Annotated in this window: 20 protein-coding genes; 15 read left to right on the forward strand and 5 right to left on the reverse strand. The window is 73.1% G+C overall.

Annotated elements, in window-relative coordinates; genetic code table 11:
* Positions 1–178 precede the first annotated feature (178 nt).
* On the reverse strand, positions 179–637 hold the full coding sequence (locus ACF08B_RS19800; protein WP_392318519.1) for an ATP-binding protein: 459 nt from the start codon (positions 635–637) through the stop codon (positions 179–181).
* Between the two features lie 212 nt (positions 638–849).
* Between ACF08B_RS19800 and ACF08B_RS19805 the strand changes: the two genes are divergently transcribed.
* Complete coding sequence (locus ACF08B_RS19805; RefSeq protein ID WP_392318520.1) at positions 850–1,710, forward strand: helix-turn-helix domain-containing protein; 861 nt, start codon at positions 850–852, stop codon at positions 1,708–1,710.
* A gap of 9 nt (positions 1,711–1,719) precedes the next feature.
* Positions 1,720–1,944, forward strand: coding sequence for a DUF397 domain-containing protein (locus ACF08B_RS19810; RefSeq protein ID WP_123438665.1), 225 nt, complete (start codon positions 1,720–1,722; stop codon positions 1,942–1,944).
* A gap of 67 nt (positions 1,945–2,011) precedes the next feature.
* On the opposite strand, the gene ACF08B_RS19815 is transcribed toward ACF08B_RS19810, so the two are convergent.
* Complete coding sequence (locus ACF08B_RS19815) at positions 2,012–3,139, reverse strand: 8-amino-7-oxononanoate synthase (protein ID WP_392318521.1); 1,128 nt, start codon at positions 3,137–3,139, stop codon at positions 2,012–2,014.
* Between the two features lie 148 nt (positions 3,140–3,287).
* Between ACF08B_RS19815 and bioB the strand changes: the two genes are divergently transcribed.
* The 4 genes from bioB to ACF08B_RS19835 all read left to right on the forward strand — a co-directional run bounded on the left by bioB (position 3,288) and on the right by ACF08B_RS19835 (position 7,348).
* Positions 3,288–4,517, forward strand: coding sequence for a biotin synthase BioB (gene bioB / locus ACF08B_RS19820; RefSeq protein WP_392318522.1), 1,230 nt, complete (start codon positions 3,288–3,290; stop codon positions 4,515–4,517).
* Positions 4,510–5,799 (forward strand): adenosylmethionine--8-amino-7-oxononanoate transaminase, encoded by a 1,290-nt coding sequence (locus ACF08B_RS19825; RefSeq protein WP_392318523.1) that lies wholly within the window; start codon positions 4,510–4,512, stop codon positions 5,797–5,799. The genes bioB and ACF08B_RS19825 overlap by 8 nt, the downstream gene beginning before the upstream one ends.
* A 1-nt stretch (position 5,800) precedes the next feature.
* Entirely contained in the window at positions 5,801–6,529 is a 729-nt protein-coding gene (bioD, locus tag ACF08B_RS19830) for a dethiobiotin synthase (RefSeq protein ID WP_392318524.1), read from the forward strand.
* Positions 6,530–6,655: 126 nt separating this feature from the next.
* Positions 6,656–7,348 (forward strand): class I SAM-dependent methyltransferase, encoded by a 693-nt coding sequence (locus ACF08B_RS19835; RefSeq protein ID WP_392318525.1) that lies wholly within the window; start codon positions 6,656–6,658, stop codon positions 7,346–7,348.
* Here ACF08B_RS19835 and ACF08B_RS19840 read toward each other — a convergent pair whose 3' ends face one another.
* Both ACF08B_RS19840 and ACF08B_RS19845 read right to left on the reverse strand, forming a co-directional pair.
* The gene (locus tag ACF08B_RS19840) at positions 7,349–7,687 is read right to left on the reverse strand and encodes a fic family toxin-antitoxin system, toxin component (RefSeq protein ID WP_392318574.1); all 339 of its coding nucleotides are present in this window, start codon (positions 7,685–7,687) and stop codon (positions 7,349–7,351) included. It lies immediately after the preceding gene.
* Between the two features lie 40 nt (positions 7,688–7,727).
* On the reverse strand, positions 7,728–7,970 hold the full coding sequence (locus tag ACF08B_RS19845; protein ID WP_392318526.1) for a toxin-antitoxin system HicB family antitoxin: 243 nt from the start codon (positions 7,968–7,970) through the stop codon (positions 7,728–7,730).
* A 175-nt stretch (positions 7,971–8,145) separates the two neighbouring features.
* On the opposite strand from ACF08B_RS19845, the gene ACF08B_RS19850 reads away from it, so the two are divergent.
* The 9 genes from ACF08B_RS19850 (at position 8,146) to mug (ending at position 18,603) form a co-directional block, all read left to right on the forward strand.
* Complete coding sequence (locus ACF08B_RS19850) at positions 8,146–8,958, forward strand: ABC transporter ATP-binding protein (protein WP_392318527.1); 813 nt, start codon at positions 8,146–8,148, stop codon at positions 8,956–8,958.
* A gap of 4 nt (positions 8,959–8,962) precedes the next feature.
* Entirely contained in the window at positions 8,963–11,533 is a 2,571-nt protein-coding gene (locus ACF08B_RS19855; protein ID WP_392318528.1) for an ABC transporter permease, read from the forward strand.
* Positions 11,534–11,611: 78 nt separating this feature from the next.
* Entirely contained in the window at positions 11,612–12,499 is an 888-nt protein-coding gene (locus ACF08B_RS19860; protein WP_392318529.1) for an LLM class F420-dependent oxidoreductase, read from the forward strand.
* A 45-nt stretch (positions 12,500–12,544) separates the two neighbouring features.
* A complete protein-coding gene (locus ACF08B_RS19865; protein WP_392318530.1) occupies positions 12,545–12,970 on the forward strand; it encodes a GNAT family N-acetyltransferase in 426 nt (141 codons plus the stop codon).
* Positions 12,971–13,121: 151 nt separating this feature from the next.
* Positions 13,122–14,465 carry a hemolysin family protein gene (locus ACF08B_RS19870; protein WP_392318531.1) on the forward strand — a complete coding sequence of 448 codons (1,344 nt, stop codon included), beginning with the start codon at positions 13,122–13,124 and terminating at the stop codon, positions 14,463–14,465.
* Positions 14,462–15,475, forward strand: a complete 1,014-nt coding sequence (locus ACF08B_RS19875; protein ID WP_392318532.1) for a hemolysin family protein — start codon at positions 14,462–14,464, stop codon at positions 15,473–15,475. Before ACF08B_RS19870 ends, ACF08B_RS19875 begins: the two co-directional genes overlap by 4 nt.
* A gap of 91 nt (positions 15,476–15,566) precedes the next feature.
* Positions 15,567–16,355 carry an SGNH/GDSL hydrolase family protein gene (locus tag ACF08B_RS19880; RefSeq protein ID WP_392318533.1) on the forward strand — a complete coding sequence of 263 codons (789 nt, stop codon included), beginning with the start codon at positions 15,567–15,569 and terminating at the stop codon, positions 16,353–16,355.
* A 221-nt stretch (positions 16,356–16,576) separates the two neighbouring features.
* Positions 16,577–18,019, forward strand: a complete 1,443-nt coding sequence (gene purB, locus ACF08B_RS19885; protein WP_392318534.1) for an adenylosuccinate lyase — start codon at positions 16,577–16,579, stop codon at positions 18,017–18,019.
* 38 nt (positions 18,020–18,057) lie between these two features.
* A complete protein-coding gene (gene mug, locus ACF08B_RS19890) occupies positions 18,058–18,603 on the forward strand; it encodes a G/U mismatch-specific DNA glycosylase (RefSeq protein ID WP_392318575.1) in 546 nt (181 codons plus the stop codon).
* An 83-nt stretch (positions 18,604–18,686) separates the two neighbouring features.
* Here the strand turns inward: mug and ACF08B_RS19895 are convergent, their stop codons facing one another.
* Positions 18,687–19,403, reverse strand: a complete 717-nt coding sequence (locus tag ACF08B_RS19895) for an ABC transporter permease (RefSeq protein ID WP_392318535.1) — start codon at positions 19,401–19,403, stop codon at positions 18,687–18,689.
* Position 19,404: the final 1 nt, after the last annotated feature.

Raw genomic sequence — 19,404 nt, forward strand, 5'->3', positions numbered from 1 at the left:
CGGGGGGGGGGGCGGGCCGGGGCCCGGGCCGGGCGGCGGGGGCCCCGGCGGGGCCCCTGGGGGGCCGGGGGGCGGCCCCCGGGGGGACGGGCCCCACCCGGGGGGGCCCCCCCCCGCCCGGGGCCCCCGGGGGGGCCCCCGGGCCGGGGCGTCGCGGCGTCCGGGCGCGGGTGCCGGGCTACGGTTCCTGCTGGCCTCCGGCCGCCACCGGCTCGACCGGCAGCGCCCACGGAAGTTCGATGAACACCGTCTTGCCCCCCTCACGGGTCGGGCGGACGCGGAGCTTGCCGCCGCACTCGGCGGTGAGACAGCGGATGATGACCATGCCGCGCCCGTTGTCCTGCTGGACGGCGGCGGGCAGTCTCTTGGGGAAGCGGGGATGACTGTCCGTGACGCCGATGCGCAGGTGTTCGTCACGGTGCAGCGCGATGTCGACCGTGAAGGTGGGTGACTGTCCGAAGGTGTGCTGTACGGCGTTGGTGGCGAGTTCGGAGACGATGAGCCGGACGGTGTCGGCCACGTCGGTGTCCGACGGCAGGCCCCACTCCGCGAGCGTCCCCACCACGTAGGCGCGGGCCGCGGAGACCGAGGCGGGATCGCTCGGCAGAGTGACGGATGCTTCCAGATGGTCTGCCATGGCGACGTCGTCCCTTTCCCGCGGGACCGCAGTCCGACATGGAGCGGATGGTTCGAGTACGGTCCCGGACTGGTGCTCGTCGCCAGACTGCCATCACCGGGCCGGTCACGGGGAGCGATCCACCAAGATATGCATATATCTGTCGCCCGAAGCGGTGAACTCTGCGACGCGCAGCCGTATCCGGGCGGTCCATAAGGAGTAAGGAGGAGCCCATGCAGAACGGTCCCGCGGTGCGCCGCCGCAAACTGGGCGCCGAACTGCGCACGCTGCGTACCGGTGCTGGGCTCACGAGCGGGGAGGCGGCGGAGCTGGTCGGCTGGCACCAGTCGAAGGTGAGCCGCATCGAGACCGGCGCGAGCGGTGTGAAACCGGCCGATCTGCGGTTACTCCTGGACGCGTACGGGGTGCGGGACGGACATCTGCGCGAGTTGCTGCTGATGCTGGCGGGGTCGGAGGACGCCGGTGGAAGCAACCGGTGGTGGCACGCCTATCGCGGGGTGCTGCCGCCGACGTACCGGGATTTCATCAGTCTGGAGTCGCAGGCGAGCGTCATGCGCACCCTGGAGACGACGGTCGTGCCGGGTCTGCTGCAGACCGCCGAGTACGCCACCGCGGTGACCCGGGCGGCCGTGAACGACCTGGACGAGGAGCACCTGGACGCGCTGGTGGAAGTACGTCTGGCCAGGCAGGACGTGCTGCGTTCGCACCCGCCGCTGGAGCTCAGCGCGGTGCTCGACGAGGCGGTGCTGCGCCGCGAGGTCGGCGGTCCCGGGGTGATGGCCCGGCAGCTGGAGCGACTGGAGGAGGCCGCCCGGCTGCCCCAAGTACGGCTCCAGGTACTGCCGTTCGGCGCCGGAGCGCATGTCGGCCTCACCGGGCCTTTCGTTATCTTCTCATTTCCGAGCACTTCTGATCTGGATGTGGTTGTTGTCGACCAGTTGACGAGTAGCCTCTACCTCGAACGGAAAGAAGACCTGATGGCCTACTCGCAGGCCTTCAAGTCCCTTCAAAACCAAGCCCTTTCACCCGAGGACTCGTTGGACTACATCGCCGGGATAGGTGACGGCGCGTAAGGAGGCACCATGACCGCTCTGCCTCGGAACGTCCCTGCCAGTACCGACCTGCACGACGTGAGCTGGCTGCGCAGCAGCCACAGCACGGGAGCCAACAACTGCGTGGAGACGGCCCGGCCGCACACCGGCCCCTGGGCCGGGCTGCTCGCCGTGCGCGACTCGAAGGACCCGGCCGGACCCGCGCTGCTCTTCTCCCCCGAGAGCTGGGCGGGGTTCGTGACCACGCTCCCGTGATCCACCAACACCCTGCCCGCCTCTGATCACATCCCCTGACGGCGGCGCCCGGCCGTGTCACGCCGACTCATGGTCGCGTCTCGCCGATCACTCGTACAGCGCGTTCGATCTCGGCCCCGGAGAGGTCAGCCCGGGCGGTCAGCCTCAGCCGTGAGATGCCGTCGGGCACGGAGGGAGGACGGAAACAGCCCACGGCCAGACCCGCCGTACGGCAGTCGGCCGCCCAGCGCACCGCCTGCTCCGGGGACGGTGCCCGCACGGAGACCACCGCGGCGTCCGGACGTACCGCTTCCAGGCCCGCGGCGGTCAGCCGTGCGTGCAGTTCCGAAGCCACCTCCCGGGCCCGCGCCGCACGCTCCGGCTCCCGGACGAGCAGCCGCAGCGCGGCCAGCGCGGCACCCGCCGCCGCCGGCGCCAGACCGGTGTCGAAGATGAACGTCCGGGCCGCGTTGACCAGATGGCCGATCACCCGGGCCGGGCCGAGCACCACCCCGCCCTGGCTGCCCAGCGACTTGGACAGGGTGGCCGTCACGACCACGTCCTCGGCACCGGCCAGACCGGTCGCGTACGGCGCGCCCCGCCCGCCGTCGCCCAGCACGCCGAGACCGTGGGCGTCGTCCACCACCAGGCCCGCGCCGTGCTCCCGGCACGCCGCGGCCAGCCCGGCCAGCGGCGCCTGGTCCCCGTCGACCGAGAACACGGTGTCGGAGACGACGATCGCCGTCCCCTCGTGCGTGGCCAGGGCCTTGCGCACGGCCTCGGGATCGCCGTGCCCGACGACCTGCGTCGCGCCCCGGGCGAGCCGGCAGCCGTCGATGAGCGAGGCGTGGTTGCCCGCGTCGGAGACGATCAGCGAGCCGTGCGGGCCGAGCGCGGTGACCGCGGCCAGGTTGGCCGCGTAACCGGAGGAGAAGACCAGGGCCGCCTCGAATCCGCAGAAGGCGGCCAGTTCGCGTTCCAGCTCGGAGTGCAGCTCGGTGGTGCCGGTGACCAGACGTGAACCGGTGGCTCCCCCGCCCCAGGTACGGGCGGCCCGCGCCGCGCCCTCGGTCACCTCGGGGTGGTGCGCCAGGCCCAGGTAGTCGTTGCTCGCCAGGTCCAGCAGCGGCGAGTCGGCGGGGCGCGGCCGCAGGGTTCGTACGAGTCCGGCGCGGCGGCGCGCCTCCGCCTGCTCGTCGATCCACCCGAACGCCATGAACCCCTCCGGTGCTTTTGTAGGTAGCGCACAGACCCTAGCGGGCCGCCCGGCCGCCCACTGTGTGGCGATACCCACACGGAGAACTGTCGGGCTTGTGCAAAGTCTCCTTGGCCAGGGGCGGTCCCGTAGGCCAGGATCGGACCTCATGGACCTGCTGAACACGCTGGTGGACAAGGGGCTGCGGCGCGAGCTGCCGACCCGCGAGGAAGCACTCGCCGTGCTGGCCACCTCCGACGACGACCTGCTCGATGTGGTGGCCGCGGCCGGCAAGGTGCGCCGGCACTGGTTCGGGCGACGGGTGAAACTCAACTATCTGGTGAACCTCAAGTCCGGCCTGTGCCCGGAGGACTGCTCCTACTGCTCCCAGCGGCTGGGCTCCAAGGCCGAGATCCTGAAGTACACCTGGCTCAAGCCCGACGAGGCCTCCCAGGCGGCCGCCGCCGGGCTGGCGGGCGGCGCCAAGCGCGTCTGCCTGGTGGCCAGCGGGCGCGGCCCGACCGACCGGGACGTGGACCGGGTCTCGGACACCATCAAGGCCATCAAGGACCAGAACGAGGACGTCGAGGTGTGCGCCTGCCTCGGTCTGCTCTCCGACGGCCAGGCCGAGCGGCTGCGCGAGGCCGGTGCGGACGCCTACAACCACAACCTGAACACCTCCGAGTCCACCTACGGGGACATCACCACCACCCACACGTACGCCGACCGGGTGGACACGGTGCAGAAGGCGCACGCGGCCGGTCTGTCCGCCTGCTCCGGTCTGATCGCGGGCATGGGCGAGAGCGACGAGGACCTGGTCGACGTCGTCTACTCGCTGCGCGCGCTGGACCCGGACTCGGTGCCGGTGAACTTCCTGATCCCGTTCGAGGGCACCCCGCTGGCCAAGGAGTGGAACCTCACCCCGCAGCGCTGCCTGCGCATCCTCGCGATGGTCCGCTTCGTCTGTCCGGACGTGGAGGTCCGGATCGCGGGCGGCCGCGAGGTCCACCTGCGCACGATGCAGCCGCTCGCGCTGAACCTGGCCAACTCCATCTTCCTCGGCGACTACCTGACCAGTGAGGGCCAGGCCGGCAAGGCCGACCTGGAAATGATCGCGGACGCCGGGTTCGAGGTGGAGGGCGCCGGGGAGGTCACGCTTCCGGAGCACCGGGCGATGGCCGCCGGCGGCGGATGCGGGTCGCACGAGGGCGCCGGGTGCGGGTCCGAGGCGGAGGCCGGCTGCGGCTCGCACGCCGAGGCCGGCTGCGGGTCCCACGCCGGCGGCGGGGTGTGCGGTACGGCCGCCGTGACGGCCGCGCCCGCCGCCCAGGAGGCGCGCCCCGATCTCGTCGCCGTGCGTCGCCGTGGCGCCGGAACGGACCTCGCGCCCAATGCCTGACCTGTCCCGGCCGAGCGTCCCGGAACTGCTGGAACTGGACCGCAAGCACGTCTGGCATCCCTACGGGCCGATGCCCGGCCGTGCCGAACCGCTCGTCGTGGAGTCGGCGAGCGGGGTCCGGCTGCGGCTCGCGGACGGCTCGGGCGAGCTGGTCGACGGGATGTCGTCGTGGTGGTCGGCCATCCACGGCTACAACCACCCCGTGCTCAACGAGGCCGCGCACCAGCAGCTGGGCCGGATGAGCCATGTGATGTTCGGCGGGCTCACCCACGAGCCCGCCGTACGGCTCGCGAAGCTCCTTGTCGACATGTCACCGGACGGCCTGGAGCATGTGTTCCTGGCCGACTCGGGCTCGGTCTCGGTCGAGGTCGCGGTGAAGATGTGCCTGCAGTACTGGCGTTCGCTCGGCCGGCCGGGCAAGCGACGGCTGCTGACCTGGCGCGGCGGCTACCACGGCGACACCTGGAACCCCATGTCGGTGTGCGACCCCGAGGGCGGGATGCACGAGCTGTGGACCGGTGTGCTCCCGCGCCAGCTCTTCGCGGACGCGCCGCCGGCGGAGTACGAGGAGTCGTACGCGGAGCATCTGCGCGAGCTGATCGCGCGGCACGCGGACGAGCTGGCCGCGGTCATCGTGGAGCCGGTGGTGCAGGGCGCGGGCGGGATGCGCTTCCACTCACCCGACTACCTGCGGGTGCTGCGGGAGGCGTGCGACGCGCACGACGTGCTGCTGGTGTTCGACGAGATCGCCACCGGATTCGGCCGTACGGGCGCGCTGTTCGCCGCGGACCACGCGGCCGTCACCCCGGACGTGATGTGCGTGGGCAAGGCGCTGACCGGCGGCTATCTGACGATGGCGGCCACGCTGTGCACCGCGCGGGTCGCCGACGGCATCTCGCGCGGCGAGGTGCCGGTGCTCGCGCACGGTCCGACGTTCATGGGCAACCCGCTGGCGGCCGCGGTGGCCTGCGCCTCCCTCGGACTGCTGCTCGGGCAGGACTGGCGCGCGGAGGTGAAACGGATCGAGGCGGGCCTGCGCGAGGGGCTCGCACCGGCCGCGGAGCTCCCGGGCGTGCGGGACGTCCGCGTGCTCGGCGCCATCGGGGTCGTGCAGCTCGACCACGAGATCGACATGGCCGCGGCGACCGCCGCGGCCGTACGGGAGGGCGTGTGGCTGCGGCCCTTCCGCGACCTGATCTACACGATGCCTCCGTACGTCACCTCGGACGCGGACCTGGAACGGATCACGCGCGCGGTGTGCGCCGCGGCGCGGGAGGGATGAGATGCCGGTACTGGTGATCACGGGAACGGGCACGGAGGTCGGCAAGACCGTCACCACGGCGGCCGTCGCCGCCGCGGCGCTCGCGGCCGGCCGTTCGGTGGCGGTGCTGAAGGCCGCGCAGACGGGCGTGACGCCGGACGAACGCGGGGACGCCGACGAGGTCGTGTGGCTCGCGGGTCCGGTGACGGCCGATGAGATCGCCCGCTACCCGGAGCCGTTGGCACCGGGCACGGCGGCCCGCCGGGCGGGAATGGCGCCGGTGCATCCGCACGAGGTGGCCGACCGGGCCGCCAAGCTGGCCACCGAGCACGATCTGGTGCTGGTGGAGGGGGCGGGTGGGCTGCTCGTCCGGTTCGACGCGGCGGGCGGCACCCTGGCCGACGTGGCCCGGCTGCTGAACGCACCGGTGCTGGTCGTCGCCACGGCCGGGCTGGGCACGCTGAACACCACCGAGCTGACGGCCCGTGAACTTCGGCGTCGTGAGCTGGAGTTCGCCGGCGTGGTCATCGGCAGCTGGCCCGACTCCCCCGACCTGGCCACCCGCTGCAACGTGGCCGACCTGCCCGTGGTGGCCGGGGCCCCGCTGCTCGGCGCCCTGCCCGCCCGCGCCGGCGCGCTGCCGCCGGCCGAGTTCCGCACGGCGGCCCCGACCTGGCTCGCACCCCGTCTGGACGGCACCTGGGACGCGGAGGCGTTCAAGGTACGGGAGGCACCTCCGGCGTTCGCCTGAGCCGGGCGCCCGTACCGCCCGGGCACCCGTTCGGCCGTCTTTCGCCGCCGAATCCGCTCGGCGGGGGTGCCCGGGCGCCCCGCGGGGGACACTCTTGGCAGGGCCGTCCTGCTTCGGGAGGTTGCCATGCGACTGCTGTCCACCGGCTCGGGCAAGGTGGCGCGGGGTCCCGTCCACCATCCGCTGTTCGCCCGTTACTACGCCCGGCTCAGCGTGGGTGCCGAGACCCGGCTGGGCATGGCCGGGGTGCGCGAGCGGCTCCTCGCCGGGCTGTCCGGCCGGGTGCTGGAGATCGGCGCGGGCAACGGGCTGAACTTCGGCCACTACCCGGGTGCGGTCGCGGAGGTCGTCGCGATCGAACCGGAGCCGTCGCTCAGGAAGTTGGCGCTGGAGGCCGCGCTGCGCGCCCAGGTGCCGGTGGACGTGGTGCCGGGCGCGGCCGAGGCGCTGCCGGTCAAGAGCGAGGCCTTCGACGCGGTCGTGCTGTCGCTGGTGCTGTGCAGCGTGCGGGACGTGCCGCGGGCGCTGGGCGAGGTACGGCGGGTGCTCCGGCCGGGCGGCGAGGTGCGCTTCTTCGAGCACGGGCGTGGCGGCGGCCGGGCCATGACGCTGACGCAGCGGGCGCTGGACCGCACGCTGTGGCCCGTGCTGAACGGGGGCTGCCATCTGTCCCGGGAGCCGGTGGCCGCCCTGCGCGAGGCCGGGTTCCTCATCGGCCCGCAGCGGCGGGTGCTGCTGCCGGACAAGGGGCCCGTGCTGCCGACCTCCTACTGCTCGCTGGGGGTGGCCTGGCGGCCGGACGAGCCGGCCGCCCGCTGATCAGACGCTCCAGCCGCGCAGCTGCCGCGCGATGTCGTCGACGCTCGCCGCACCGTCCTTGACCAGCCGGGCGAGGTCGCGGACCTGCTCGGGTGTGGTGGCGAGCTTCTCGCCGCCGGCGACCAGGTAGGCGTAGGCGACCGCCGAGGCGAACAGCGCGTTGGAGCGTTCCAGCGCGGGCACGTGGATCAGCAGCTGGAGCAGGGACGCGGCACGGGCGTGCGGGCTGTCGTAGACCGGGACGCCGAATATCTCGGCCCGGTGCCGGGCGACGGCGGCGACCAGCGCGCCCCAGTCGGTGACCTGCGGGTCCCCCGGCGTCTTCTGCTCGGCGAGCATCAGCAGCCAGGCGAGGTCGACAGTGAGTGCGTCCAAGGGATCAGCGGCGGTCTTCGACCGGGTCGGTGCCGCGGGTGTCGGCGAACTCCTCGGCGAACACGGACTCGTACTGCTTCATGAAGTCGGCGGCGGCGTCGACGAACGTACGGCCGGCCTCCCCGGTGTCCTGTCTGACCAGCTCTTCGATGTAGCGGTTGACGCTGATCCCGCGGGCCACGGCGCGCTCGCGAGCCGCGCGGGCCGTGCCCTCGTCCACGCGTACGTTCAGCTGGGTCTTCGCCATGGTTTCGACGCTAGCGCCGGAGTGCTAGCACGGCAAGGGGCCCCCGACCGGACCGCGTCCCTTGGACGTGGTCCGGGTCTCGGGCGAAGGTGGGATTCCGGCTGTGTGCCGGGTCACACTAGGCTCGGCCCACCAAGGAGTCGGGGCGTGACGTCGAGGCGACCGGGAGGCGGTCTTGTCCACCACTGCTGCGGAGCACGTTCCGGGCCGGGCGCCGGACGTCGGGATCGCGGCCCGCGCCCGCGCACTGACCAAGGCCTACGGCTCCGGGGAGACGGCCGTCGTCGCCCTGGACTCGGTCGACGTCGACATCGCGCGCGGTCGCTTCACGGCCGTGATGGGCCCCTCGGGGTCCGGGAAGTCCACGCTCATGCACTGCCTGGCCGGCCTCGACAACGTGTCGGCCGGCCAGGTGTGGCTGGGCGACACCGAGATCACCGGGCTGAAGGAGCGGGAGCTGACCCGTCTGAGGCGGGACCGGATCGGGTTCATGTTCCAGTCGTTCAACCTGATCCCGACGCTGACGGCCGCCGAGAACATCACCCTGCCGATGGACATCGCGGGGCGCCGGCCCGATCAGCGATGGCTGGACCAGGTCATCGACGCCCTCGGCCTGCGCGGGCGGCTGACGCACCGGCCCGCGCAGCTCTCCGGCGGCCAGCAGCAGCGCGTCGCGTGCGCGCGGGCGCTGGCCTCCCGGCCCGAGCTGATCTTCGCGGACGAGCCGACCGGCAACCTGGACTCACGGGCGGGCCTGGAGGTGCTGGGCTTCCTGCGCGGCGCGGTCGACGATCTCGGCCAGAGCGTCGTCATGGTCACCCACGACCCGGGCGCCGCCGCCCACGCCGACCTGGTGCTCTTCCTGGCGGACGGGCGGATCGTCGACGAGATGGAACAGCCGACGGCGGACGCCGTGCTGGAACGCATGAAGCGTTTCGACGTGGTGCGCGGCCGGCTCGCCGACGGCGTCACCGCCGGGGAGGACTGACCCGGTGCTCAAGGCGACCCTCAGGAGCTTTCTCGCGCACAAGGGGCGGCTCGCCCTGTCCGCGCTGGCCGTGGTCCTGTCCGTGGCGTTCGTCGCGGGCAGCCTGATCTTCTCCGACACCGTCACCCGTACCTTCGACCGGCTGTTCGCCTCCACCGCGGCCGATGTGACGGTGCTGCCGAAGCAGGAGGACCTGCGGTCGGCCCGGCTGAGCGGTTCGGTACCGACCCTGGCCGCCGCGCTGCGGGACCGCGTGGCGAGGACCGACGGGGTCGCGGCGGCCCGGGCCGAGGTGTCGGTGCAGAACGCCGTCGTGGTCGACGCCGACGACAAGTCGGTCGGCCCCACGACCGGCGCCCCGACCATCGCGATGGCCTGGTACGTCACTCCGCACAGCCCGGTGAAGCTCACCTCGGGCCATGCTCCGCGAGGCTCCGGCGAGGCGCTGCTGGACGCCGACACCGCCGCCAAGAAGGGCGTGCGGATCGGGGACACGCTGACGGTGCACGCGCAGCCGGGCACCTTCCGGGTGCGGATCGTCGGCATCGCCACGTTCACCACCACCAACCCGGGTTCCGCCCTGATCTACCTTGACCCGGCGGTGGCCGGCCGGGAACTGCTCGGCTCCGCCGCGAAGGCGACCAGCATCCAGGCGGACGCGGCCAGGGGCGTGACCGACACCGAACTCAAGCGCCGGATCGGCACGGCGGTCGACACCGGCGCCTACGACCTGAAGACCGCGAACGAGCAGGCGAAGTCGGCCTCCGCCAACCTGGGCACCTTCCTCGACGTGATCAAGTACGTGATGCTGGGCTTCGCCGGCATCGCGCTGCTCGTCGGCGTGTTCCTCATCGTCAACACCTTCTCCATGCTCATCGCCCAGCGCACCAGGGAACTGGGCCTGCTGCGGGCGCTCGGCGCCGACCGGCGGCAGGTGCGGCGCTCGGTGCTCACGGAGGCGGTGCTGCTGGGCCTGGTCGGCTCGACACTCGGTCTCGCCGCCGGGATCGGACTGGCCTTCGGGCTGATCCGGCTGATGAGCGCCTTCGGGATGAACCTGAAGACCACCGAGATGGTCATCGGCTGGGGAACGCCCGTCGCGGCCTACGTCGTCGGTCTGGGGGTCACCGTCGTCGCCGCCTACCTGCCCGCGCGCCGGGCGGCGGCCGTCTCCCCCATGGCGGCGCTCGCGGACGCCGAAGTGGCCGGTGTGGGGAAGCCGTTGAAGGTGCGGGCGATCGTCGGAGCGCTGGTCGGGGCGGCCGGTGCCGCCGCCCTGGCCGGGTGCGCCGCGGCCACGCGGACCGCGCAGGCGGCCGCACTGCTGGGACTCGGCGTGGTCCTGACGCTGATCGCCACCGTGGTCGCCGGGCCGCTGCTCGTGCGGCCGGTGATCCGGGTGCTGGGCGGCGCCTTCCCCGCGTTGTTCGGGCCGGTCGGCCGCATGAGCCAGCGCAACGCGCTGCGCAATCCGCGCCGTACCGGTGCCACGGCCGCCGCGCTGATGGTGGGCCTGGCCCTGGTCGGCGGGATGTCGGTGGCGAGCGCCTCGCTGTCCGCGTCGTTCGACCGGCAGATCGACAGGACGCTGGGCGCCGACCTGATCGTCCAGAACACGAACTTCGCCCCGTTCACCAAGGAGGTGCGCGCCGCCGTGCGCGGGACGCCGGGTGTGGGGCTCGTGGTGCCGCAGCGGCAGACCCCCCTCGCCGTACGGCTGCCGGACGGGGACCGGGTCAAGACGTCCGCCGCCGCGTACGGGCCGGGTCTCGACGACGTCGTGCACATCCCCTACGCGCGGGGCGGTTCGGCGGCCGCGCTGGCCGACGGGCACCTCGCCATGGACGCCGACTTCGCCAGGGACCATGGCGTGCGCGTCGGCAGCGTGCTGCCCGCGGAGTTCCCGGGCGGACGGCACACCGAGCTGACGGTCGGCGCCCTCACCGATCAGGAGACGACGCAGGGGTTCGGCGCCCAGGGCGGCCTCTTCCTCGGCCTCGGCACCCTCGACCGGTACGTGCCGGACGCCCAGGACTCCGCTCTGTACGTGAACGCGGCCTCCGGAACCGGCGCGGAGGAGCTGCGCCCCCGGCTCGAACAGGCGCTCAAGCCGTATCCGCAGGTCCAGACGCGCAACCAGGCCGACTACAAGAAGCTGGTCCACGACCAGATCTCGGTGCTGCTCTACCTCGTGTACGCGCTGCTCGGACTGGCGATCGTCATCGCGGTCCTCGGTGTGGTCAACACCCTCGCGCTGTCGGTGGTCGAGCGCACCCGGGAGATCGGTCTGCTGCGCGCGATCGGGCTCGGGCGGCGGCAGCTGCGCCGGATGATCCGGCTGGAGTCGGTGGTGATCGCGGTGTTCGGCGCGGTCCTCGGGCTGGCGCTGGGGCTCGTGTGGGGTGTGTGCATGCAGCAGGTGCTGGCGCTGCGCGGCCTGACGGCGTTCGCCGTCCCCTGGGGCACGATCGTCGCGGTCGTGATCGGCTCGGCGGTGGTGGGCGTCGTCGCGGCCCTGCTGCCGGCGCTGCGGGCGTCGAGGATGAACGTGCTGGCGGCGATCGCGCACGAGTGAGAGCACCCGTGCCGAGCGGGCCGCGGACGTGATGGAATCGCGGGGCAGAGCCAAGTCACGTGTCGGTGAGGAGAGTTCATGCCACGCCCGTTCCGCTTCGGGGTCAACCTGCTCACGTCCGCGCCGGCCGCCGAGTGGCGGGCCAAGTGCCGTCGCGCGGAGGAACTCGGGTACGACGTCATCCTCGTGCCCGACCACCTGGGCATGGTCGCGCCGTTCCCGGCGCTCGTCGCGGCGGCCGGGGCCACCGAGCGGCCCCGGCTCGGCACGTTCGTGCTGAACGCGGGCTTCTGGAACCCGGCGCTGCTGGCGCGTGAGGTGGCGACCACGGACGCGCTGACCGGCGGCCGCCTCGAACTGGGCCTGGGCACCGGGTACGTCCGGGCCGAGCACGAGACGGCCGGCCTGCCGTTCGGCTCGCCGCGGGAGCGGGTGGACCTGCTCCGCCGTACCGTCGGGGAGCTGGAGCGCGCGCTCCGCTCCGCCGAACACCGGCCGCGCCCGGCTCAGCCGAGGGTGCCGCTGCTGATCGGCGCGAACGGCGACCGGATGCTGCGGCTGACCGCCGAGCACGCGGACGTCGCCGCGTTCACCGGGGCCCGGGCCGCGGACGCGGCGGGCACGCTGACACCGCTCACCGCGGACGAGCTGGACGAGCGCGTGGCCCGCTACCGCGAGCTGGCGGCGGACCGCCCCGCACCGGCCGAGCTGAACCTGCTCATCCAGCTGGTGGCCGTCACGGACGACCCCGAACCCGTACTGAGGCCGCTGTTGGAACGGCACCCGCGGCTGGACCTGGACCGGGCACTGACCCTGCCGATCATGCTGGTCGGGACCCTGGAGCAGATCGTCGCGCGGGTGCGGGCGCAGCGGGAGCGGTTCGGGTTCTCGTACCTGACCGTGCTGGAGCCGTCCATAGAGGCGTTCGCGCCGGTGATGCGACGGCTGCGCGAGGAGTCCGCATGACGGAATTCCCGCGCCCTGCCGGGCTGTCCGTGATCCGATGACCGCATGACCGAGCTGTGTGTACGACCTGCCGGGCCGGACGATCTCGACGCCGTCCTCGCGTTCTGGAAGACGGCCGCCGAGGGGACGAGTATCAGCGACGACCGCGCCGGTGTGGAGGGGCTGGTCGAGCGGGACCCGGACGCCCTGCTGCTCGCCGAGTCCGGCGGCGAGCTGGTGGGCACGGTGATCGCCGGCTTCGACGGCTGGCGGTGTCATCTCTACCGGCTCGCGGTGCATCCGGAACGGCGCCGCAGGGGCATCGGTTCCGCGCTGCTCGCCGCTGCGGAGGAGCGGTTCACCCGGCTCGGCGGCCGGCGCGCGGACGCCATGGTGCTGGTCCGCAACGAGAGCGGGCAGCACGCCTGGCGGGCCGCCGGCTACGGGCCGCAGGAGCAGTGGCGGCGCTGGGTGAAGCCCCTGACGGACTGAGATCACCGATCTCTTTGCCCATCCTTTACCATTGAGGGAGCACCCGTCCCTCCATGAAAGGTTGTGAGCGTCCGCCCATGGGCGAGCCTCCCGGTCCGCGACACCGCGCGATTCCCCCTGCCCTGTCCGATCATGGGACGGGGGTGACCCGATGACCGAAGTGCTGCTCCTGCTGGTGGCGATCCTGCTGTCGCTCGCCTGCGGCGCCTTCGTGGCGGCGGAGTTCTCGCTGACCACGGTCGAGCGCGGCGAGCTGGAGCGGGCCGCCGAGCGCGGCGAGCGCGGAGCCTCGGGCGCCCTCAAGGCCGTACGGAGCCTGACCTTCCAGCTCTCCGGCGCCCAGCTGGGCATCACCGTCACCAACCTGGTGGTCGGCATGCTCGCCGAGCCGTCGATCGCCAAGCTGCTGTCCGGCCCGTTCGAGGCCCTGGGGCTGTCGCCGGCCACGGCGAGTTCCGTCGCCCTGGTGCTGGGCACGGCCCTGTCCACGGTGTTCCTGATGGTGGTCGGCGAGCTGGTGCCCAAGAACTGGGCGATCTCCTCACCGCTGGCGGTGGCGAAGCGGGTGGGCAGCGCCCAGCGCTGGTTCAGCGCGGCCTTCCGCCCCTTCATCACGCATCTGAACAACACCGCCAACCGTTTCGTGCGCCGCCTCGGCATCGAACCGGCGGAGGAACTGGCCTCGGCGCGCGGCCCGCAGGAGCTGGCCGCCCTGGCCCGGCACTCCGCCAAGCAGGGCGCACTGGAGGCGGACACCGCGGAGCTGTTCGTCCGCACGCTGAACCTGGCCGACCTCACGGCGGAGAACGTGATGACCCCGCGCGTCCAGGTCGTCGCCCTCGACACCCAGGCCACCTGCGAGGACGTGGCGAACGCGACCCGGGCCACCGGCCTGTCCCGGTTCCCGGTCTACCGCGGCAGCCTGGACTCGGTGGTCGGCACGGCGCACATCAAGGACGTGCTGGCCGTGCCCGCCGACGAACGGCGCCACCGCACGGTCGCCCAGGTGATGCGCGAACCACTGCTGGTGCCCGAGTCGCTCACCGTGGAACGGCTGCTGGACCGGCTCGGCGGCCGGCGCACCATGGCCGTCGTCATAGACGAGTACGGCGGCACGGCGGGCGTGGCCACGCTGGAGGACATCGTCGAGGAGGTCGTCGGCGAGGTGCGCGACGAGCACGATCCGCACGAGACGCCCGACCTCGCCCCGGCCGGCGCGGACGAGGAGGGCCGGGCCCTGTACTCGGCGGACGGCGCCGCCCGCACCGACCAGCTCGCGCGCGTGGGCCTGCGCGTCCCCGAGGGGCCGTACGAGACGCTGGCCGGCCTGGTCGCCACCGAACTGGGGCGGATACCCGAGATCGGCGACACCGTCCTCGTCACCGGCTGGCGGCTGGACGTGGTGGACGCCTCGGGCCGCCGCGCGGCCAGGGTGCTGCTGCACGCGCCGCTGGACGACGAGCGGGCCGACGAGACGCCGGAGGGGGCGCGATGACCGCCGTACAGCTGCTGATCGGCCTGGCGACGCTCGTCGTCAACGCCTTCTTCGTCGGCGCCGAGTTCGCGCTGATCTCCGTGCGCCGCTCGCAGATCGAGCCGCTCGCGCAGGAGGGCGACCGGCGTGCCCGGAGCGTGCTGTGGGGCCTGGAGCACGTGTCGGCGCTGCTGGCCGCCGCCCAGCTCGGCATCACGCTGTGCACCCTGGTCCTCGGCGTGGTGGCCGAGCCGGCGATCGCGCACCTGCTGGAGCCGGTGTTCCACGCGGTCGGCGTACCCGAGAGCGCGGGCCACGTGGTGTCCTTCGTGATCGCCCTGACCCTGGCGACCTATCTGCACATGCTGCTCGGCGAGATGGTGCCCAAGAACATCGCGCTCGCGGAACCGGTGCGCAGCGCGCTCCTCCTGGGCCCGCCGCTGGTCGGCCTGTCCCGGGCGCTGCGACCGGTGATCTTCACCGTGAACGCCTTCGCCAACGGGCTGCTGAAGCTGCTGCGCGTGGAGGCCAAGGGCGAGGTCGCGGCGACCTTCACGGACGCCGAACTCGCCGAGATCGTCAAGGACGCCAGCGAGGCCGGGCTGATCGACGGCCGGGCCCAGGAGCGGCTGCACGACGCCCTGGAGCTGGGCAGCCGGCCCGTACGGGACGTGGTGGTCCCGCTGGAGCGCGTCGTCTACGCGCGCGTGGGCGTCACACCGGAGCAGTTGGAGCGACTGTCGGCCGACTCGGGCTTCTCCCGGTTCCCGGTGGTCGACGCGGGCCGGCGGATCGTGGGCTATCTGCACGTCAAGGACGCGCTGGACGCCTCGCCGCGGGACGTGCCGTTCCGGCTGCGGGACATGCGGCCCATCCCGCGGGTGCGCGAGGGGACCCCGCTGGACGACGTGCTCACCGCCATGCGGGGCAGCCGTACGCACGTCGCGGCCGTGCTCGGCGACGACGGCCGGCTGGCCGGTCTGGTGACCATGGAGGACGTGCTGCGGCAGCTGTTCGGTCAGCCCGCCTGACGCCGGCCGCGCCCGCGGCCCGGTCCCGCCCACGGACGGGACCGGGCCGACCGACCGGCAGGTATGGAGCCGGGATACCATCGCTGTCGCCATGCAGACGAAACCCACACCTCCCCCGCACACCAGCCTGGTCGCACTCGGCGACTCCTTCACCGAGGGCATGTCGGACCTGCTGCCCGACGGCTCCTACCGCGGCTGGGCCGATCTGCTCGCCACGCGGATGGCGGCCCGCAGCCCCGGTTTCCGGTACGCCAACCTCGCCGTGCGCGGGAAGCTGATCCGGCAGATCGTCGACGAGCAGGTCGAGGTGGCCGCGGCCATGAAGCCCGACGTCATCACCCTGGTCGGCGGCCTCAACGACACCCTGCGGCCCAAGTGCGACATGGTCCAGGTCCGGGACCTGCTCACCGAGGCCGTGGAGCGCCTCGCGCCGTCCTGCGAGCGACTGGTGCTGATGCGCAGCCCCGGCCGGCAGGGCCCGGTGCTGGAGCGGTTCCGGCCGCGCATGGAGGAGCTGTTCGCGTGCGTGGACGAGCTGGCCGCCAAGCACGGCGCCCTGGTGGTCGACCTGTACGGGGCGCCCTCGCTGGCCGACCCGCGGCTGTGGGACGTGGACCGGCTGCACCTGACCGCCGAGGGTCACCGCCGGGTCGCCGAGGCGGTCTGGCAGACGCTCGGCTACGAGCCCGAGGATTCCGACTGGCGGGTGCCGATGCCGGCCACCCTGCCGCCGGGCTGGATGACCCGGCGGGTCGCGGACGCGCGGTTCGCCCGGCAGCACCTGCTCCCGTGGATAGGGCGGCGCCTGACCGGCCGCTCCTCGGGGGACGGCCGCCCGGCGAAGCGGCCGGAGCTGCTGCCGTACGAGGACCTGGCGTAGCCGCACCCGCTGTACGGCCCGTGCGCCCACGACTCCTGAAGAGGAAGCGGACGGCGCCCGGGCCGAGGTCGTGGCCGTGCACCGGACCCGTGGAGCGGCCGGTGCCGCCGGCGAGGCCGAGGCCGCTCCCCCGGCCCGGCCGAGGTGACGGGCGTCTCGTAGCTTCAGCCGAACCACCCCATGGCGCTGGCCTGCACGAATCGCCAGTAGACTCTGGACACGTGACTTCTGCGCCCGCCAAGCCCCGCATCCCGAACGTCCTCGCCGGACGTTACGCCTCCGCCGAGCTCGCCACGCTCTGGTCGCCCGAGCAGAAGGTGAGGCTGGAGCGCCGGCTCTGGCTCGCCGTGCTGCGGGCCCAGAAGGACCTCGGCATCGAGGTGCCGGACGCGGCGATCGCCGACTACGAGCGGGTCCTCGACACCGTCGACCTCGCCTCGATCGCCGAGCGCGAGAAGGTCACCCGGCACGACGTGAAGGCGCGGATCGAGGAGTTCAACGACCTCGCCGGGCACGAGCACGTACACAAGGGCATGACCTCCCGCGACCTCACCGAGAACGTCGAGCAGCTGCAGATCCGGCTCTCCCTCGAGCTGATGCGCGACCGCACGGTGGCCGTGCTGGCGCGGCTGGGCAAGCTCGCGGGCGAGTACGCGGAGCTGGTCATGGCCGGCCGCTCGCACAACGTCGCCGCGCAGGCCACGACCCTCGGCAAGCGGTTCGCGACGGCCGCCGACGAGCTGCTCGTGGCGTACGGCCGCGTCGAGGAGCTGCTGGGCCGCTACCCGCTGCGCGGCATCAAGGGCCCGGTCGGCACCGCGCAGGACATGCTGGACCTGCTCGGTGGCGACGCGGCGAAGCTCGCCGACCTGGAGGACCGGATCGCGGGGCACCTCGGCTTCTCGCAGGCGTTCACCTCGGTGGGCCAGGTCTACCCGCGCTCGCTGGACTACGAGGTCGTCACCGCGCTGGTGCAGCTGGCGGCGGCGCCGTCCTCGCTGGCCAAGACGATCCGGCTGATGGCCGGGCACGAGCTGGTCACCGAGGGCTTCAAGCCCGGCCAGGTCGGTTCCTCGGCGATGCCGCACAAGATGAACACCCGCTCCTGCGAGCGCGTCAACGGCCTCATGGTGATCCTGCGCGGCTACGCCTCGATGACCGGTGAGCTGGCGGGCGACCAGTGGAACGAGGGTGACGTGTCCTGCTCGGTGGTGCGCCGGGTCGCGCTGCCGGACGCGTTCTTCGCGCTGGACGGCCTGCTGGAGACCTTCCTGACGGTCCTCGACGAGTTCGGCGCCTTCCCGGCCGTCGTCGCCCGCGAGCTGGACCGCTACCTGCCGTTCCTCGCCACCACCAAGGTGCTCATGGGCGCCGTGCGCGCGGGTGTGGGCCGCGAGGTCGCGCACGAGGCGATCAAGGAGAACGCCGTCGCCTCCGCGCTCGCGATGCGGGAGCAGGGCGCCGAGCGCAACGAGCTGCTCGACAAGCTCGCCGCCGACGAGCGGCTGCCGCTCGACCGGGAGCAGCTGGCGGCGCTGATGGCCGACAAGCTGTCCTTCACCGGTGCCGCGGCCGATCAGGTCGGCGTGGTCGTCGGCCGGATCGAGGAGCTCGCCAAGCAGCGCCCGGAGGCCGCCGGCTACACCCCCGGGGCGATCCTCTGACCGGCTCCCCCCGCTCGCCCCGCTTCACCAAGGCGGAGCTGGAGGCCGCCCGCGACCGTCTCGTACCGGACGTCGTCGCGGACGGCCTCCACGTCCTGTTCTGCGGCATCAATCCGGGGCTGATGACAGCGGCGACGGGCCACCACTTCGCCCGCCCCGGCAACCGGTTCTGGCCGGTGCTGCACCTGTCCGGGTTCACCCCGCGGCTGCTGAGGCCGGCCGAGCAGGGCGAGCTGCTGTCGTACGGCCTCGGCATCACGAACGTGGTGGCGCGGGCGACCGCGCGGGCGGACGAGCTGACCGCCGAGGAGTACGTGGCGGGCGGCCGGCTGCTGACCGAGAAGGTGACGGAGCTGCGGCCGAGGTGGCTGGCGGTCGTGGGCGTGACCGCGTACCGGTCCGCGTTCGGCGACCGTACCGCGCGGGTGGGCCCGCAGGAGCGGGCCGTCGGGGACAGCAGGGTGTGGGTGCTGCCCAATCCGAGCGGACTGAACGCGCACTGGACGGCGGCCACGATGGCCGAGGAGTTCGCCCGTCTGCGACAGGCCGCGTTCGCCCCGGGGGACCGCGCCGGCCAGGGCTGATCACGTCGGCGGACGGTGGTCGGCACCTGAGCGCTACGTCGTCCGGCGCCGGGCGGCTCACAACGAGCCGTCGGGGTGTGCCGTCACACGTCCCGGCTCTTCAGGCACCAGCCGCCCGCGAGCAGGGCCGCGGCCGTCCACAGTGCGGTCACCGCGAGGCCGGTCCACGGGCCGAGGGTGCCGTCCCAGGTGCTGTGCAGGACGACCTGGCCGGCCCGGTCGGGCAGGAAGTCGGCGGCCCCGCCGGACAGGTCGCCGACGACGAAGGACACGATCAGCAGGAACGGGATCAGCACCGAGAGCGTCGCGACCCCGCTGCGCAGCACGGCCGCGAGACCGGCGGCGAACAGCGCCATGAGCGTGAGCTGGAGTCCGCAGCCGGCCGCGCCGCGCAGCCCCTCGGTCCAGCCGGGCCCGGCGCTCCCGAGCACCGCCTTGCCGAGCACGAGCGTCAGCAGGCCGGTGAGCAGGCCGACCGCCAGCACGGGCAGGGCGATCGCCGTCGCCTTCGCGGCGAACCAGCGTCGCCGGTCGGGCACCGCCGCCAGTGTCAGTCCCAGCGCGCCGCCCCGGAACTCGGACGAGACGGCCGTCGTACCGAAGGCGATCGCGGCGATCTGCCCGAAGCTGATGCCGAAGAACACCGCGAACAGCGGGTCGGCGTCGCCCGTGTCGGCGTCGGCGGAGGCGAGCGCCGAGAACGCGGCGGTGGCCAGGAGGATTCCGGCGAGTGCGCCCCACAGGGAACGCAGGGTGCGGATCTTGATCCACTCGGAGTGGAACACGGGGACGAACGACATG

This window comes from Streptomyces sp. NPDC015139, assembly GCF_043079785.1.
GTDB lineage: Bacteria > Actinomycetota > Actinomycetes > Streptomycetales > Streptomycetaceae > Streptomyces > Streptomyces albidocamelliae.

Bases quoted from the DNA above. Each gene is read 5' to 3' on its own strand.
- bioB (WP_392318522.1), top strand. From the start codon at position 3,288: ATGGACCTGCTGAACACGCTGGTGGACAAGGGGCTGCGGCGCGAGCTG.
- ACF08B_RS19860 (WP_392318529.1), top strand. From the start codon at position 11,612: ATGCCACGCCCGTTCCGCTTCGGGGTCAACCTGCTCACGTCCGCGCCG.
- ACF08B_RS19800 (WP_392318519.1), bottom strand. From the start codon at position 637: ATGGCAGACCATCTGGAAGCATCCGTCACTCTGCCGAGCGATCCCGCC.
- ACF08B_RS19825 (WP_392318523.1), top strand. From the start codon at position 4,510: ATGCCTGACCTGTCCCGGCCGAGCGTCCCGGAACTGCTGGAACTGGAC.
- ACF08B_RS19835 (WP_392318525.1), top strand. From the start codon at position 6,656: ATGCGACTGCTGTCCACCGGCTCGGGCAAGGTGGCGCGGGGTCCCGTC.
- ACF08B_RS19840 (WP_392318574.1), bottom strand. From the start codon at position 7,687: ATGCTCGCCGAGCAGAAGACGCCGGGGGACCCGCAGGTCACCGACTGG.
- ACF08B_RS19870 (WP_392318531.1), top strand. From the start codon at position 13,122: ATGACCGAAGTGCTGCTCCTGCTGGTGGCGATCCTGCTGTCGCTCGCC.
- ACF08B_RS19815 (WP_392318521.1), bottom strand. From the start codon at position 3,139: ATGGCGTTCGGGTGGATCGACGAGCAGGCGGAGGCGCGCCGCCGCGCC.
- ACF08B_RS19810 (WP_123438665.1), top strand. From the start codon at position 1,720: ATGACCGCTCTGCCTCGGAACGTCCCTGCCAGTACCGACCTGCACGAC.
- ACF08B_RS19875 (WP_392318532.1), top strand. From the start codon at position 14,462: ATGACCGCCGTACAGCTGCTGATCGGCCTGGCGACGCTCGTCGTCAAC.
- ACF08B_RS19895 (WP_392318535.1), bottom strand. From the start codon at position 19,403: ATGTCGTTCGTCCCCGTGTTCCACTCCGAGTGGATCAAGATCCGCACC.
- bioD (WP_392318524.1), top strand. From the start codon at position 5,801: ATGCCGGTACTGGTGATCACGGGAACGGGCACGGAGGTCGGCAAGACC.
- ACF08B_RS19865 (WP_392318530.1), top strand. From the start codon at position 12,545: ATGACCGAGCTGTGTGTACGACCTGCCGGGCCGGACGATCTCGACGCC.
- ACF08B_RS19805 (WP_392318520.1), top strand. From the start codon at position 850: ATGCAGAACGGTCCCGCGGTGCGCCGCCGCAAACTGGGCGCCGAACTG.
- ACF08B_RS19880 (WP_392318533.1), top strand. From the start codon at position 15,567: ATGCAGACGAAACCCACACCTCCCCCGCACACCAGCCTGGTCGCACTC.
- ACF08B_RS19845 (WP_392318526.1), bottom strand. From the start codon at position 7,970: ATGGCGAAGACCCAGCTGAACGTACGCGTGGACGAGGGCACGGCCCGC.